General features: G+C 55.6%; 10 protein-coding genes and 1 other RNA gene. 1 reads left to right on the plus strand and 10 read right to left on the minus strand.

Annotation, left to right across the window (positions count from 1 at the left end; all coding sequences use genetic code 11):
* Window positions 1-274: 274 nt before the first annotated feature.
* The 7 genes from BCM02_RS31895 to BCM02_RS31925 form a co-directional block, all read right to left on the minus strand.
* On the minus strand, window positions 275-1,288 hold the full coding sequence (locus BCM02_RS31895; protein ID WP_187434522.1) for a LacI family DNA-binding transcriptional regulator: 1,014 nt from the start codon (window positions 1,286-1,288) through the stop codon (window positions 275-277).
* A 224-nt stretch (window positions 1,289-1,512) separates the two neighbouring features.
* Window positions 1,513-2,265 (minus strand): alpha/beta hydrolase, encoded by a 753-nt coding sequence (locus tag BCM02_RS31900; protein WP_148933184.1) that lies wholly within the window; start codon window positions 2,263-2,265, stop codon window positions 1,513-1,515.
* Window positions 2,266-2,481: 216 nt separating this feature from the next.
* Window positions 2,482-4,176, minus strand: a complete 1,695-nt coding sequence (locus BCM02_RS31905; RefSeq protein WP_148933185.1) for a methyl-accepting chemotaxis protein — start codon at window positions 4,174-4,176, stop codon at window positions 2,482-2,484.
* Between the two features lie 227 nt (window positions 4,177-4,403).
* Window positions 4,404-6,599 carry a DNA topoisomerase III gene (locus BCM02_RS31910; RefSeq protein WP_148933186.1) on the minus strand — a complete coding sequence of 732 codons (2,196 nt, stop codon included), beginning with the start codon at window positions 6,597-6,599 and terminating at the stop codon, window positions 4,404-4,406.
* A 140-nt stretch (window positions 6,600-6,739) separates the two neighbouring features.
* Window positions 6,740-7,858 (minus strand): SEC-C metal-binding domain-containing protein, encoded by a 1,119-nt coding sequence (locus BCM02_RS35745; RefSeq protein WP_222871043.1) that lies wholly within the window; start codon window positions 7,856-7,858, stop codon window positions 6,740-6,742.
* A 359-nt stretch (window positions 7,859-8,217) separates the two neighbouring features.
* Complete coding sequence (locus tag BCM02_RS31920; protein ID WP_425466215.1) at window positions 8,218-10,248, minus strand: pectate lyase family protein; 2,031 nt, start codon at window positions 10,246-10,248, stop codon at window positions 8,218-8,220.
* A 355-nt stretch (window positions 10,249-10,603) separates the two neighbouring features.
* Entirely contained in the window at window positions 10,604-11,014 is a 411-nt protein-coding gene (locus BCM02_RS31925; RefSeq protein WP_148933187.1) for an HNH endonuclease, read from the minus strand.
* A gap of 131 nt (window positions 11,015-11,145) precedes the next feature.
* On the opposite strand from BCM02_RS31925, the gene BCM02_RS31930 reads away from it, so the two are divergent.
* Window positions 11,146-11,550 (plus strand): CHRD domain-containing protein, encoded by a 405-nt coding sequence (locus tag BCM02_RS31930; RefSeq protein ID WP_148933188.1) that lies wholly within the window; start codon window positions 11,146-11,148, stop codon window positions 11,548-11,550.
* An 86-nt stretch (window positions 11,551-11,636) separates the two neighbouring features.
* On the opposite strand, the gene ssrA is transcribed toward BCM02_RS31930, so the two are convergent.
* The 3 genes from ssrA to rnr all read right to left on the minus strand — a co-directional run bounded on the left by ssrA (window position 11,637) and on the right by rnr (window position 15,976).
* Window positions 11,637-12,000: a transfer-messenger RNA gene (ssrA, locus tag BCM02_RS31935) on the minus strand.
* Window positions 12,001-12,228: 228 nt separating this feature from the next.
* Window positions 12,229-12,711, minus strand: a complete 483-nt coding sequence (gene smpB / locus BCM02_RS31940) for an SsrA-binding protein SmpB (RefSeq protein ID WP_246183654.1) — start codon at window positions 12,709-12,711, stop codon at window positions 12,229-12,231.
* 160 nt (window positions 12,712-12,871) lie between these two features.
* Window positions 12,872-15,976, minus strand: coding sequence for a ribonuclease R (gene rnr / locus BCM02_RS31945; protein ID WP_148933190.1), 3,105 nt, complete (start codon window positions 15,974-15,976; stop codon window positions 12,872-12,874).
* Window positions 15,977-16,018 lie beyond the last annotated feature (42 nt).

Consider the following 16,018-nt stretch of genomic DNA (forward strand, 5'->3'; position numbering starts at 1 on the left):
CCTCCTTTATCATTGGCGTTCGCGCAATTAGTTGCGCAAACTTTTTGCGTTCTTAGTATAGTTCACCGGTACGTACGCCGTCAACGAAATATTGGGCTCGCTTGCGAGCGCGCCTGCCGCCACGCAAAAAAAGAACCACTCTCCCGCTAACGAAGCGGAGATTGAGGTTCTTTTGCTTATAATACGGGCCGTTCGCCTCGAAAGCGACGTCTTCCGCGACTCCTACGGGGACGGCCCCGCTCGAGGTCGGCTGCGCAGCGTTCTGCGGCTTTCTCTACGCCATAGGAGCCACGCCGGCGCATGATTCCCGCTCGATAAGTTCGGTTTTCAGACTGATCTGAACTTCCGAAATGTTCTTGTTCGCGATCAACTCCACGAGCACTTTGACAATGAGCGAGCTGATATCGTATCGAAACCGGCGGACCGTCGTGAGCGGCGGCACCATGAACTCCGACAGTTTGACGTCGTCGAATCCGACCAACGAGACGTCCGCCGGAATCCGGATGTTCATCTCGGCCAATCCCTTCATGGCCCCGAACGCCAGGATGTCGTTAAACGTAAAAATGGCGGTAATCGACGGGTCTTCCCGCATCAATTGCTTCACGGCCTCGTAGCCATGCGCGGGATCGAAGGCGCCCATGGCGACCGCGGCGTCCACCCAAGGCAGCTTGAAATCGCGAAACGCGTCTTTGCACCCGTCCAGCCGATTGACGTTCACGAGATGATTTCGAGGGCCCGCAATAATCCCGATCTTCCGATGCCCCAATCCATGCAAGTATCGAATGACCTCGTACGCGCCTTTACGGTTATCGTAGTCGATATAGTTGTGGCCGCTCTTATAGGTTCTTCCGTTCGTCAGCAAATACGGAATGCCGAGCCGCTCCAGCTCCTCGACCAACTTGTCGTTCGCCATGGGGTCGAAGATGAGGGCGGCGTCCGCTTTCTCCTCGGTCAAATACCTATAAGCCGGAGAGGACGGCGCATCCGCGCTATGCTTGACGATCTGGATCTGGTGGCCGTAGGCTTCGAATTCTTCCTTCAGGTGATTCAAGTCGGCCGAGGTCGACGGGTCGTTATCGAAGAAGTCGTTGGTACCCGGCACGATTACGGCGATATGATAGGGGATGCCTGCCAGCTTGGAGGGAGAGACGCCCGGCGTCAAATGTTCATTGGCTATCTCCAGCACTTTCCGGCGGGTCTCCTCGCTGAAATTGCCCTGATTGTTAATGATTCTGGACACCGTGCTGATCGACACGTTTGCTTTTTTTGCGATTTCTTTGAGCTTCATGCGCGCTCCCTCCCATCCCCGCGAAAATTTTTGCACAATAAGGAAATTATAGCGTTGATTTGTGTATGCCGTCAAACGCGCGGGATTAGCCTTCCTTTCGCGAGAGTTCGCGACTCTGCGGACATCCATCCATCGAAGAAACCTCGTCCTACGCGAACAACATTTTCTATATGCGATCCGCTGCTGTTCGATGTCCCGCTCTTGCCGAGCGTCACCTTCCGTCTCTAATCCGCGTTCGGACCCGGATAGACAAACCGCATGCCATGAGGGAAATACCGGTTGAAATAGCTGTGCGTATGTACGCCTTCCGGATCCATTTCCAGGAGAACCTGCCCGCTTCCGCCTGGCATCTTCGGTTTGAGCATCTCGTAGACCTTTCTCGTATGGGGAACCATGTCCCCCAGCAAGTTAGCGCGCCCTACGCCTTCCCGCTCGCCGACATACATGTACAGGCGGATATCGTTCTTGGCAAAGGCGTTGTTCTCCACGAACGTCAACATATTCGGGTACCACAGGGAAGCCGACATTAAGATGAACCGGCCAAAATGGTCCGGCTTCCGAAACGCCGCATAGAACGAAATGAGTCCGCCAAAAGAGCCGCCGGCAATCCCGATTTGGGAGGGGTCCTCCGTGACCCGGTACCGTTCTCTCACGTAAGGCATCACCTGCTCCGTCACGAAGCTTAAGTACTTGTCGCCTTCGCCGCCCAAACATTCGCCCTCCTGCAGCGGTTCCGCCTCCCAAGGCGTATATTCCACATCCCGCCGGATCGGCTCGATCCCGACAAACACCACCTCTTGCGTCACGCCACGAGCAAAATCCGCCTCTAACGCTTCTATCGAGCCCTCGAACAAATAGCGGCCATCCTGAACAATCACGGCCGGAAATCGCGCCGACTCGTCGTCCAGATAAGATGGGGGCGTATAGATCTGAATCGTTCTATTCTCGAACTGACATGTGCTGAGCTGGCCCCGCATGTGTTCATCTCCTTGTGCTTGTCCTCAATTCATGCAATCAGTATATCAAATCATAGTTGTGCGGCAGAGTAGCGGTGGGCGATCGGCAGCGAGGGTTGCAGGCCAAACAACGTGATCAAAGAAAAAAACGGCCTTAAAGACCGTTTTTTTAACCGTGATGGATTCAATTATACATCCGTCCACAGTTGCCGCCGAATGCCTCGCTTGCTATTCATGTTAAACTTTAAACTTCGTCACGAGTGCTTCCAAGCTTCGAGAATCTTTGCCAAGCAAGTCCGTAAGCGAAGCAACCTCCTGGACTAAAGCGCTTTGCTTGGCCGTCATCTCGTTTACGGCTTTCACTCCCGTAAGCGATTCTTCGGCAATAGTGGCCATTTCGGAAACAGAGGCCGCGATTTCTTCGGAGCCTGCCGCCATTTGTTCGCTAACAGCGGACACCTCCTGGACTTGCCAAGCCACTTGCTGAGTGGATTTCAGAATGTTTTCGAATGATTCTATGGCTTCTTCAATCTTCTTTTGCCCCGTCCCTACTTCACTCGTCACTTGCTGCATCGCCTGCTCGGTTTCTTGAGAGTCTTTCATAATATCTTGCAGCAATTCGAAGATTTGCCCTGCCGAAGCAGAGGAATGCTCCGCCAATGACCGGATCTCGCTGGCCACTACAGAGAAACCTCTTCCATGTTCGCCCGCTCTTGCCGCTTCAATGGACGCATTTAACGAAAGCAAATTCGTTTGATTCGAAATTTCCGTGATCGCGCTAACAATTTTCCCAATATGAGAAGAGCGTTCTTTCAAGTTGGATACGATTTCGACCGTGACACTTACTGAATCGCTAATTTGGGCCATCTGCTTGCCGACTTGCTGGATAAAGTTCACGCCGCTGGCCGCCTCTTTCTCCGTACCCTTTGCGATAGCGGCAAGATCTTCCGCGGATACGGCGATACGCTGCACGCCTACAGACATTTCATGGATGGCATGTGAAGCATCCAACGTGCCTTGCACGGAGGTTGTCGCCCCTTGCTCAATATGGACTCCCCGTCTCGTAATTTCCGCTGTCGCACTTGCCGTTTCTATCGTATTTTCGACCAATTTACTCGACGAGCTCAATACGCTACGGGAAGCATTCCGGACATCGGTAATAATGGATTGCAGGGTCTCGAACATCGCATTCAAGGATTTCGAGATTTCGCCAATTTCATCCTTGCCCGCGTAGTCCAGTCGTCCGGTAAGATCGCCCCCGCTCTGCGCGATTTCGGCGATTTTGTCATTGACGAACTTAAGCGGTTTCAACTTAACGAAAATAATAATAAATATTGCAAAGACTGCTCCAAACGTAACGATAAGCAAAAGAATCGTTACCAACAGCATCAGGCTTGCTTTTTGCTGTGCGGTATCGGCTTCCTTCTCCGCTCTCGTATTCATCTTTTGTTGAAACTGCTCCAGCGGTTCCATAATGATTTTTTTATTCGCCTCATAATTGCTGTCAAACATCAGTTCCCGCGCTTTGGTGAAATCGTTGTCCGCCACGGCTTTCATTGCCGCATTTTCGATTTGGACAAGCGCATCCGAATTTTGTTTGGACGCTGCAATAAGATCCAGCTCTTCTTTAGGCGCGCCCAATGCGGTCAATCGCTCTACGACATGATCTCTCGTTTTGGTCTCGTTGACTTCTTTCCAATAGTTATCATAGCGGACTTTATCTCCGAACTGCACGAAAGCTCTTGCCTCGTTAGTCAAATAGTCCGAGGAGTTGGCTAAATCGATCCCTAATTGCTTGAATTCCGCTTGCATTTTAACTGTGCTGCGTTCCTGCGCTACGCTCTGTTGAAGGCTATAGACACTAACTCCGTTCAAGACGGTCAGAAAGATAAACACGCCACTCATCACTTTAAGCCAGGAAGAAATCTTCATTATAAGCCCACCCCTGTATGAAAAAGTCCTTATGAGACTTTATCGGCCGACTTTATTCGACAAGAGATAGGTCTTTATATCCTTTTATTAAGAGGCGGTTCAAAAAGCAATACGCTCGGCTTTTAGTTATTTGTACGAACCAAAAAAGCCAGCCTTATTCGACTGGCTCTTAGGTTTGGCAAACCCTCCGGAGCATCACACAACAACATGCCCGACTTACTCGCTAATTACTTCTTCTCGTCCTTGCCCTCCAGCGCGGCCTTCAAGGCGTCGGCCAATCCACCGGTCAACGATACCTTATCGCTGAACTGCTCGACGAGCCGCTTCTGCTGATGCTTATTGATCCGCCCGCCGCCGGCTTTGTCCTCCAGCATCTCGATGACATTACACGGGCGGCACTGCGCGTATTTGCCCGCTTTGCCGGTGTGGATCTCCATCTTCTTATGACATCGCGGACAACGCTTGTTCGACAGCGCCGGCTCGGCCGCGCGGCGGTAACCGCATTCGCGATCCTGACACACGAACGTCTTGCCGCGCTTGCCGTTGACCTCCATCATTCGCTTGCCGCATTCCGGGCAATGGGCATGAGACAGGTTGTGCGGTTTATATTCCTTCGCATCCTGCTTCACCTCGTTCACCCACGCCGCAGCCTGCTGCCGGATGCTTGCCATGAACTTCTTCGCATCGCCTTGCCCTTTCGCAATGCGCTCCAGCTCCCGCTCCCACGCCGCGGTCAGCTCCGGACTGCGAAGCTCCTTCGAGGCCAGCTCGATGAGCTGCTTGCCTTTGCCGGTCGGCACCAGCCGATTGCCTTGACGATCGATCGTCTGCGAGGACAGCAGCTTCTCGATAATATCCGCGCGCGTGGCCGGGGTGCCCAGCCCGTATTTCTCCATCTTGGACAGCAATCCCGCTTCCGTGTAACGCGCAGGCGGTTGCGTCTTTCCTTCGCGGAACCGGTTTTGCTTCAAGGTTAGCGACTGTCCGGAAGCGAGCGCCGGCAGTAGCTGTCCGCCGCCGCCTGCCTCTCGCGCCGCTGCCCTACCTCCGTCCGCTGCCGCCTCGTCGCTGCCATCATCCTCGCCATCCGACCAATCGGCGTCCTGCACGCTGCCGTACGCTTCCTTCCAGCCGGCTTCCTTCAGGACGTTGCCTTTGGCGTAGAAGCGATCTTCGCCGATCCGGATGACCACGCCGGTCTCGTCATATCGGCAGGGCGGGCTGAACATCGCAAGGAACCGTCTGACGATCAATTCATGCAGTTTCCTCTCTTCCGGGCTAAGCGCAGACAGATTGACATATTGCTCCGTCGGAATAATCGCATGGTGATCGCTCACCTTGCCGTCGTCGACGATGCGCTTCGTGACCGCCAGCGGCGTCCGAAGCAGCTTGCGCGCAAGCGCCGCATAAGGCCCGACTGCAATGCTCTCCATTCGACCCTTCAGCGTCGGCACCATGTCGGAGGACAAATAACGCGAGTCCGTCCGCGGATACGTCACCAGCTTATGCTGTTCATACAGCCGCTGCAGCACGTTCGACGTCTGCTTCGCCGAGAAGCCAAGCCGCGTGTTCGCATCCCGCTGCAGCTCGGTCAGATCGTACGCCTGCGGATGAGGCTCGCTTCGCTCTACCGTCCGCAACCGCTCGACGACCGCCGGCTTACCCTTCGTACGGGCCACGACGGCTTCCGCCTCCGCCTGCGTCCACAACCTTCCGTCATGCCCTTCCTCGCTGCGCCAAGCGGCTTGGAAGCCCTCGCCGGCGAACTCCGCGGACACCGTCCAGAACGGCTTCGGCACGAAGCCGCTAATCTCGCGTTCGCGCTCCATCAGCATCCCGAGCGTCGGCGTCTGCACCCGGCCTGCCGATAGCTGCGCATTGTACTTGCTGGTCAAAGCCCGCGTAACATTCAAGCCAACCAGCCAATCGGCTTCCGCCCGGCATACGGCCGAAGCATACAGCCGGTCATATTCGCGACCCGGCTTCAGCGACGCGAAGCCGTCTTGGATCGCCTTATCCGTCTGCGACGAAATCCAGAGCCGCTTGAACGGCTTCTTCCAATGCGCCAGCTCCATAATCCAGCGGGCAACGAGCTCCCCCTCCCGCCCTGCGTCCGTGGCGATGATCAGCTCGCCGATATCGGGCCGCTTGCATAATTGGAGGACGGCCTTGAACTGGCCGGATGTCTCCTTCAGCGGCTTCAGCGTCATCCGGTCCGGCATGATCGGCAGATCCTCCAGGTTCCAGGTTTTGTACTTCGGATCGTAATCCTCCGGCTCGGCGAGGCCGACGAGGTGGCCGAGCGCCCACGTTACCACATAGGACGGGCCTTCGATGTAACTTTTGTTCTTATTCGTACAGCCGAGCACGCGAGCGATTTCCCGCGCGACGCTGGGCTTTTCCGCCAATACGAGCGATTTCATCTGCTCTTTCCCCCTGCAATTGTCATACTCCCATTATCGAATAAGCGCGGGAATAATGTCAAAAAAGCCGCGTCTCCGATAGATGACGGAAACGCGGCGAAACTGATCCGTATTCTGGAGAACGCCAACTTCCAACCCGCCTAAGCGCCGCAACATTTCTTGTGTTTCTTCCCGCTTCCGCAAGGACAAGGATCGTTGCGTCCTACCTTAGCAGGGTTCGTATACGGTTTGGCGATGCCGCCTTGAAATCTCTCGAAGCCTTCTGGGATACCCGCATCGGCAAACATCCGCTCCCATGCCGCGCCGTGCTTAGCCGTCCGCGCTTCTTCTTCATTAAGCTCCTGCTTCCACTGCGATAAGGAAGGATGCGGCGTGTTCGAGATGACGCAGTACGTATAAATCGATTCCGTGAGATTCATGAGACCGCGCTCGTAGTTCCCGGCTTCCACCATGGTTTGGACCATCGGGAAGCCTTTGCTTGACCCCAGCTGGCATAGGCCGTCCGCCATGGTCGTCGCATACGAGAGGTCCTGCTCCTCCGGCAATAGCGTAAGCAGCGCCTCTTCCGAGGCAGGCAGCTTAATTCTGCCGAACACATCCGAGGCGTACATCCGGAAATATTCCGACTCAGCGGCCGCATACCGTTCGGTCAGCATCGTGATCACCGAAGTGGTCCCGATCTGAACAAGCGCCTCTTTCGCCCGCTCCGGATGCCAATCATCGTCCGCCCCCAGCACATCGCACAGATAAGGAATGGCCGCTTCCAGCTTCCTTGCCCCTGCCAATTTTGTATAATAAGCCGTTTCGTAGCTGATGTCGCTGGGATCGTAGGCAGCCAGCTTCTGAAGCACGGCGTCGTTAGTCATACACTTGCGACGAGACAATTCAAGTACAATCTCGTCCCCGTAATTTGCATCAAACTCATCCACATATTTACCGGCGCTCTGCTCAATAAACACGCGGAAGACATCCATCAATTCCCGATCGTCCATCATCGCAAGACCGCGTTTTTGCCGCACCCGCTTGCTCCAAATAGCATCCTTCGCAATCAACGCCTCATAAGGGGTCAACAAACGGGGCTCGCTATGAAGCAATATACCCCGCAAATGATGTTTCGTATTCGGATCGATAGACGGCGATTGCCACAAGGCCAGAAGCTCGCGGAGCGTCTCCTCCGTTTGCGGGAATCGATAGGCATGGAACCAGTGAATCGTTTCGGATGGCTTCGATTGCTTCAGTCTCTCCAACAAGAGCGGCATTAGTGTCGTGTCGCCTTCATATAAGCAACTCTCGGCAAAATAGGCAAGGGCCGCATTGCATACAAGGTGCTCCGGATGCAGAATAAAGCCTTTCATTTGCTCAGCATTGAACATGACCATCTTCCTTTCTCATCAAGATTCACTCTGTCTCACGATACCCGCAGTCCATGCATTGCTCCGGATCCAGATCGGAATCGACCAACTCGTCTATGATATTCCGCATTCGAATCAATGACCTTCAACATAATCGATTCACGACTGATTATAGCATAATGTGGACAAACCTACCGATCACGCAAAAAGACCACCGAGGAGGTGGCCTTCTATCCCTGCATATGACTGAATAAGAGACATTCCCTCTAGTAGGCTAGCTGCATGTAATAAAGGTTGGTTACGCTATCTTTCGTAATCGCGTGCGTCCCCGAGGCAAGAGATACGCGCACAATGCCGTTCGTCATGGGGTAACTGGTTCCGTCGATTTTGACTTTGGTCCCGTCCGGCGAGTTGAACACCAAGGTTAACGTCGAAGCCGCGTGCGCCGTAAAGGCAATGCTGGTCGAACTCTCGAATTTCAGACATTGCGTGAGCGTTAGCCCGTTGTAAGATACGGACCCCTTGGAAGTCGACAGCGCGCCCTGAATGTTGAAGAAGTCGCTTGCCGTTCCATTCGATGTGAAGTTATGAACAACTTGTTGTTCGGTACCCGGATCTGGCGTAGGGTCCGGAGTGGGATCCGTCGGATTCGCATTCCCGCCAACCGCGATCAGCTTGGTCGTATAACTTTTGATTTTGGCCATCAGCACCTCGTTGACGGCATACGATGCGTCATCTGTCGCGTCATTGAATGCCCATTGGAAATCCCCGTTGTTCATGCGTCCGGCTTCGGCGGTCACGATCGTTTCGACGGAACCCGGCGGATCAATATCGGCTGCAGTCACGCCCATATCGACGCTCGTATCGAAATTGTTATACGCCGTTCCGCCGACCAACGCTTTATACGAGCTGGGCACGGTTTCCGTTCTCGATGAAGCGAGATAGGCGTCGAACGAAGTTGCGTTTGCCGCGGCCGTGCCGGCATTGGAATTCGCATAAATCAAACTGTTCGCATCCGCAATGATGTTGTTGAACGCTTTAATCATGCCTCCGTTTTCGCCCGAGAACGTCCCTTCTCCCAGCGCATCGGTCCCTTGCAAAGAACTCATCATCGGATTTTTGGCATGTCTGAAATAATTGGATTCGACGAAAGCCGAGGCTCCCGTTGTTACGCCTACGCCATACTTGGCGTTACCGTCATAGAAGTTGTTATAAATATGAACGGATGCCACTCGGATGCGGGGATGACGCGAATCCGAATGATCGAACCAGTTATGGTGGAAGGTAGCATAAAATTGGGCCGACTCGCTCAAACCTACCAAAGAAGCTTTGCCAGAATCCCAGTAGTGGTTATACGAAATCGTATTGTAGGTCGATCCTTTCTTCATATCGGTCGATCCGTCGCCCTTCGCCTGGTCAGCATCCCCTCCTGCCGTTCCATAGAAAAGATCGTTGTGATGCAGCCATACGTTGACATTGCCGGTATCCAACGAAATGCCGTCGTCCGGGAAGAGCATGAAGCCCAGATTGCGCACTTCCACGTTGCCCGCATACCGAAGCAGCATCCCCCAGCCATAAGCGTAAGCATCGTCTCCGATCCCTTCGAGCGTCATATTCATTTCGGCATAATTATTCTTTCCTTTGACCTCCAGATACCCGCTGCTGTTCAGCTGTCCGCTCAGATCATCCGCCGTCACTTTGCCGATGAATCGAATGGCGAGCGGCGTTTTATCATACCCTTTCTGTCTTAAACTCAAGATTTCGCCAAGGCCTACGGCGGTTTGCAGCCCGCCCGAACTGCTGACTTTCACATCGAGCGTAACCGTCTTTGCCGTATCCGAGGTGAGATACACAACTTGAGCGCCGCTCTTGAGCGTTCCGTTATCATTGTAGGCGCCCGAACCGGTTCCGTAGGTCGAAGCCGCCGAAAAAGCGAAGCCGGACCGGTCATGGGCGGCTACCGCTATTGCTCCCGTTACCGCGCTGACCGTTGAGCCGCCAGACAGCTTGGCTTCGACTTTCAGCACGTAATTCCCCGCTGCAAGCCCAACGGCATCCGCTCTCCAATAAGAAGGGTATTGGCGAATAAGCTCGTTATCAATTCGTTGATACTGGGAATCCGCTGCGCTGGCAGGCTTCACATAGACATTGTACCCCTCCGCATTGCTGACAGGCGCCCATTTCACATACGCCGCTTCATTCCAGCCTCCGCTGCCCGTTATCGTAACGCCGGCAGCCTGGGCTACTCCCGTATTGCCCAAGCCGCAAACCATTAAGGTGACGACAAGCGTCATCATGAGCACCGCGTGCATGAGGTTGACTGCTTTTTTCTTCAATTGGATCCCTCCTAAATGTGATGGATTCAGACTTTACCGAAAACGCTTACAATAAACTCTGGCTACTCCCCTCCTTTATCGTCATGGACTTGCAGGTGAACCACCGTAAGCGTAACAGTCCCGTAACCGGTTCCGAAACAATCATTACTTCATCATTGTGTGCGGATCCCCGCCATTCTCGACTTATCTGAGTTCATGATTATGACTGGAATCCATCATACGTACATGCATGCACCTAGCCAAACGCAACTAAAAACCCGACCTTATAAGGTCGGGTTGAGGATGTCGGCGTTGGAGATGCGTTGCGTATCTCCAATTAGTTCACCTGATGGTGATAGTTCGCTTTCAGGATACGATAAAGTAACTTCATCCTGTTCGGCGAGGAAAACACCCTCTCTCTAAAATAGGAGAATGCCGAACGGCTCCCCCGCTTCGTGTTGCATTCCATGCAGGCAGCAAGTAAGTTTCGAGGGAGATCCGAACCGCCTTTGCTCGAGGGGATTATGTGATCGACCGTCGTCCCGGAACGCCCGCACCATAGGCAGGTGTAACGATCCCGCTTCAGCGCGGTTTTCCGATAGTCGCGATATAAGAATGGGTTGTAAAGTAATTGGATGGTCTCCTCGTTAATCCAGATCGCACGCGCTCGATTAACTTCTCTCCATGCCCGGTCTAGCACGCAAGGGGTGAGTTGTTGGCCATCGATGTTAAGAACGTTGATCATCATTCTTCGCCTCCCACGGCTAGCGTTAATCAATAGCCACAACAATATTCATAATAATCAATCTATCATAAGACAGATGAACAGGCCACCTGCTGCCCTACCGAATAGAGTACAGCATTACAGCATGAGGGGTGATGGTTATCAGAACGTTTAAGGCTTTCCTCAAAGGAAGAAACGAAGTGCCTCCTGTAAGGACAATAGCTGCAGGAGATGCTATTTTTCAGCTTAGCCGTAGTCGGAACAAGTTGTTTTTTAGAGTAGCCATTCGAGATATTAACCGAGTAACCCAAGCCCATATTCATCTTGGACGAAGAGGTGAAAACGGTCCTGTCGTCGCTTTTCTATTCGGACCCTCGAAATTTGGAATTTCCGTAACCCGAGGCATTATTCGCGGCACTCTGACTCGCAGTGATCTAGTCGGCCCTCTAAGCGGAAAGACGATCCATGATCTAGTCGATGAATTTAAAAGCGGCAACGCCTATGTCAATATACACACCGTACAAAATCCAGACGGAGAAATTCGCGGCCAGATCTCATAGTGCCCACCTGAATCGTTTATGATAACGAGCTTTACTCTCTAATTCTGGCCATACAAAAACCCGACCTCATGCGGTCGGGTTTTTGATGGTGGAGGCGAGGGGATTTGAACCCCTGTCCGAAGACATCGCCACATAGGCATCTACGGGTGTAGTCACAGTTTTGATGTCACCTAGGCCGTCGCCCCGTAACCGGCTACGATCTAGGTCAGCCTGATTGTCTTCTTCAGCACACCCCAGGCGGAGATGTGACAGCGTATCCCACTAAGAGTGAGCCCCTACATCTGGCACATGGGCGATGCAAGAGAGGAGCTTAGCATACAGTTTCTTAGGCTGCTGCTAAAGTTGTACGTTGGTTGCCATTTAATAGGCTTTAGCGTTGATGAAGCGGACGCGTCCCCACTACCCGCAACCCATGCTCGAACTATCCCCGTCGAATCCATAAACGCCCCCATGTCGCATAAACGGCGTCGTCTGAACCTTGCGGCTCATGTTCCGTTTAGCCGAGCGCCCGGCGTTCTCACGCGGCGAGCATAAGCTGTTGTTGCTGTCTTGCCGTTGCAAAACCGTACTGCTTGGCTTGCTTAGTTAGTATAGCACATCGTCTGCACGAATGTACCCCTGTGTTTTTGGAAGAGCTGGCGCCGAGCTGGCATCGCTGCCATGGCCGACATCCCCAGGTTACCGCGCGACCTTCTGCTTCTCGCGCAGCGCACGCTGAATATCGCGCTGGGCATCCTTCTTCGCCGCGCTCTCGCGCTTGTCGTATTGCTTCTTGCCCTTGCCGAGGCCGATGAGCAGCTTCGCGTAGCCGTTGCGGACGTAAATCTTCAGCGGCACGATCGCGTAGCCTTCCTGCTTCGACTGGCCGAGCAGCTTGTGGATCTGCCCCTTGTGGAGCAGCAGCTTGCGCGCCCGCGTCGGATCGGTCGGGTTATGGCGGTTGCCTTGCTCGAACGGACTGATATGCATGTTGTGGATGAACATCTCGCCATTGCGGATCGTCGCGAATGCGTCGTTGATGTTCGCCTTGCCGGATCGCACCGACTTGATCTCCGTGCCCATGAGCACCATGCCCGCTTCGAACGTCTCCTCGATGAAATAGTCATGGGAAGCCTTCTTGTTCTGAGCTAGCTGCTTATTCTCATTCGTCTTCTTCGCCACGCCATCCACCTCGCATTCGTTCGCTTCTTCACCCTTACTTTGCACGTCCCCGTCATAAAACAACGGACTCCCGCGCAGGTGCATCAGGAGTCCATTGTAACAACTTTACAGTTCGAAATCAAGGCGGCCCGCGCCGCCACGATTCCGATACCCGCTCGCTTTACTTCTTTTCCTTGCGGATAAAAGCCGCCGTCGCGTTGCCGCCGGATTTCTTCCGCTTCTTGCGCGGCTTGCCCGCCGGCGCGCCTTCCGCCGCCGGTACCGTCTCCGCCGCTCCTTCCGGATGCGCCGCGTTCGGATTGAACACTTCGCTCACGCCGCCGGACTTCTTGCGGCGCCGCGATCGGCTTCCGCCGCTAGCGTTGCCGCCGCCTTGGCCCGCGCCCGCAGGTGCGCCAGCTCCGCCGCTCGTATAGCCGCCGCGCGTGCCGCCTTGCACGGTTCCGCCGCTGCGATTGCCGCCCGGCGCGCCGCCGCTTCTGCCGGCGCCGCCGCGACCTCCGCCGCTGCGGTTGCCGCCGGAGCGATTACCGCCCGAGCGGCCGCGACGATCGTTGCCGCCCGGTCCGTTGAAGTGCTCGTACTCGCCGTCGTCGATAACGCCGCCGGTGCCGAGAATCGGGAGTCCCCACATGTCGGTCCGCACGCCGCCTTTGCGCTTGCCGCCTGGACGAGCGCCGCCGCTGCGGTCGCCGCCTGTTGCCGACTCTCCGCCACGGTTGCCCCCGGAGCGCTCGCCGCCTTCTTCCGCTACGCCCAGAATCTTATCCAGATTGAAATCGTCCTCCGGCTTCCAGCCTTGACGATCCGTTCCGCCTTCGCTCCCGGCCTGACGACGTCCCGGCGCGGCGATCACGCCGCCTTGCCCCGGACGCGCGCCCGTTTCGCCGCCTCGGCCGCCTTTGCGGCGTCCGCCGCGTCCTTGCTCCGCCGCCGCCGGCGCTGGCCGGTTCTCCCCGCCGCGTCGTCCGCCGCGCTGTCCGCGATCATCGCGTCCGCTCGCGCTGCGCTCGTCGCCGCGGCCGCGACCTTGACCTTCGCGGCCGCCGCGTTCCCGGCCGCCGCCTTGACCGCCGCGTATGCGTCCGGCGCGAAGCGCCTTCTCCAGCTCGCGGTCGGTATTGCGCGAGCTCGAGTCGAGCAGCGCGAAATCGATCGTATGCTCGTCCATGTTGACGTTCTCCACGCGAATGCGAACATCATCGCCGATCCGGAAGATCCGCGAGGTACGCTCGCCGATCAGCACCATATGCTGCTCGTGGAAGTGGTAGTAGTCGTCGTTCAGCTCGCTAAGCCGGATAAGCCCTTCGACCGTATTCTCCAGTTCGATGAAAATGCCGAAGCTCGTCACGCTGCTAATAATGCCGTCGAATTCCTCGCCGATCTTATCGAGCATGAACTCGGCTTTCTTCAATTTCTCCGTATCCCGCTCCGCCTCGACCGCTACGCGCTCGCGTTCGGACGACTGCTGCGCGATCTCCGGCATCCGCTGGCCCAACGTATCCATTCGGTCGTCCGGCAGCATGCCGCCATTCTCGAACACCTCGCGCATGACGCGATGGATGACCAAGTCCGGGTAACGGCGAATCGGCGACGTGAAGTGGGAGTAGAACTCCGCCGCAAGGCCGAAGTGGCCCAGGCTCTGCGCTTCGTAGCGCGCCTGCTTCATGGAACGCAGCATCATCGTCGAGATGACCGTCTGTTCCTTCGCGCCGCGAATCTCTTCCAGCAGCGTCTGCAGCGAGCGCGGATGGATCGTATTGCCTTTGCCCTTGATTTGAAAGCCGAAATTCGCCGCGAACTGCACGAACGTCATCAACTTCTCGGAATCCGGGTTCTCGTGAATCCGGTACAGGAACGGCACCTTCAGCCAGTAGAAATGCTCCGCGACCGTCTCGTTCGCCGCCAGCATGAACTCCTCGATGATCATCTCGGCGATCGAGCGCTCGCGCTTGACGATGTCGGTCGGCTTGCCTTCTTGATCGACGAGCACTTTCGCTTCCACGAAGTCGAAGTCGATCGCGCCGCGCTTGATCCGCATGCCGCGCAGACGCATCGCCAGCTCTTCCATCAGCTTGAACGTATCGACCAGCTCGGCGTAACGCTCGGTCACTTCCGGATCTTCGTTCTGCAGGATCTTGCGCACGTTCGTATACGTCATGCGCTCTTTCGTCCGGATGACGCTCGTGAACACGTCGTGGCGCACCCGCTTCAGCGTCTTCGCGTCGAACTCCATCTCGCACGACATCGTCAGACGATCCACCTGCGGATTGAGCGAGCAAATTCCGTTCGAGAGGCGATGCGGCAGCATCGGGATGACGCGGTCGACCAAATACACCGAGCACCCGCGGCGGTAAGCTTCCTGATCCAGCGCGGACTTCTCGGTCACGTAATAACCGACGTCCGCGATATGTACGCCAAGCACGTAGTTGCCGTTCTCGAGCCGCTCTATGTTCACCGCGTCATCGAGGTCTTTCGCGTCCTCGCCGTCGATCGTCACGATAACCTTGTTTCGCAGATCGCGCCGGCCTTGGCTAATAATCTCTTCCTCCGTGATCGTATCCGGGGCCGCTTCCGCTTCGGCCATCACGTCGTCCGGGAAGCTCTCCGGCAGCCCGTGCTTGCGAATGATGGAGAGGATGTCGACGCCCGGATCGTCCTTATGGCCGAGAATCTCGATGATCTCGCCTTCCGCCGCCGAACGGCCTTCCGGGTAGGAGACGATGCGCACGACGACCTTCTGCCCGCTCACCGCGCCCTTGAACTCGCCCTTCGGGATGAAAATATCGCGGTTGATCCGCTTGTCGTCCGGCAGCACGAAGCCGTAAGCCTCGTGATTGTCGAACGTGCCGACGATTTGGGTCACGGCGCGCTGGACGATCCGCACGACCTCGCCCTCCATGCGCCCCCCGCCGGTCTTCGCCGTAACGCGCACGAGCACCGTATCGCCGTTCATCGCGCTCTTCAGATCATTCGCGTGCAAATACACGTCCGGATGATCCTTCTCCTCCGGCAGCAGGAACGCGAATCCCTTGGCATGAGCCTGAATGCGGCCGCGCAGCAAATTCATCCGCTCCGGCAGCCCGTAGCGGTCGTTGGAAGTGCGAAGGATTTTGCCCTCGTCCTCAAGCGTGTTCAGCAAGACGAGGAACGACTTGAAACTTTGCGCGTCCTCGCTGCCGAGCCGTTCCGCCAGCTCCTGATATGTCAGCGGCTTGTACGCCGATTCTTTCATGAATTCAAGCAGTTGCTGCTCTGTGATCATAATGCCTCCACTTAGCGGATGATAGATTTACATATAGATTTA

The sequence above is a fragment of the Paenibacillus methanolicus genome (assembly GCF_008124765.1).
In the GTDB taxonomy this organism is placed as follows: domain Bacteria; phylum Bacillota; class Bacilli; order Paenibacillales; family Paenibacillaceae; genus Paenibacillus_Z; species Paenibacillus_Z methanolicus.

Excerpts from the sequence above, each read along its gene's own strand:
- BCM02_RS31895 (WP_187434522.1), bottom strand. The coding sequence starts at position 1,288 with ATGAAGCTCAAAGAAATCGCAAAAAAAGCAAACGTGTCGATCAGCACG.
- BCM02_RS31900 (WP_148933184.1), bottom strand. The coding sequence starts at position 2,265 with ATGCGGGGCCAGCTCAGCACATGTCAGTTCGAGAATAGAACGATTCAG.
- BCM02_RS31905 (WP_148933185.1), bottom strand. The coding sequence starts at position 4,176 with ATGAAGATTTCTTCCTGGCTTAAAGTGATGAGTGGCGTGTTTATCTTT.
- BCM02_RS31910 (WP_148933186.1), bottom strand. The coding sequence starts at position 6,599 with ATGAAATCGCTCGTATTGGCGGAAAAGCCCAGCGTCGCGCGGGAAATC.
- BCM02_RS35745 (WP_222871043.1), bottom strand. The coding sequence starts at position 7,858 with ATGCCGCTCTTGTTGGAGAGACTGAAGCAATCGAAGCCATCCGAAACG.
- BCM02_RS31920 (WP_425466215.1), bottom strand. The coding sequence starts at position 10,248 with ATGATGACGCTTGTCGTCACCTTAATGGTTTGCGGCTTGGGCAATACG.
- BCM02_RS31925 (WP_148933187.1), bottom strand. The coding sequence starts at position 11,014 with ATGATGATCAACGTTCTTAACATCGATGGCCAACAACTCACCCCTTGC.
- BCM02_RS31930 (WP_148933188.1), top strand. The coding sequence starts at position 11,146 with ATGGTTATCAGAACGTTTAAGGCTTTCCTCAAAGGAAGAAACGAAGTG.
- rnr (WP_148933190.1), bottom strand. The coding sequence starts at position 15,976 with ATGATCACAGAGCAGCAACTGCTTGAATTCATGAAAGAATCGGCGTAC.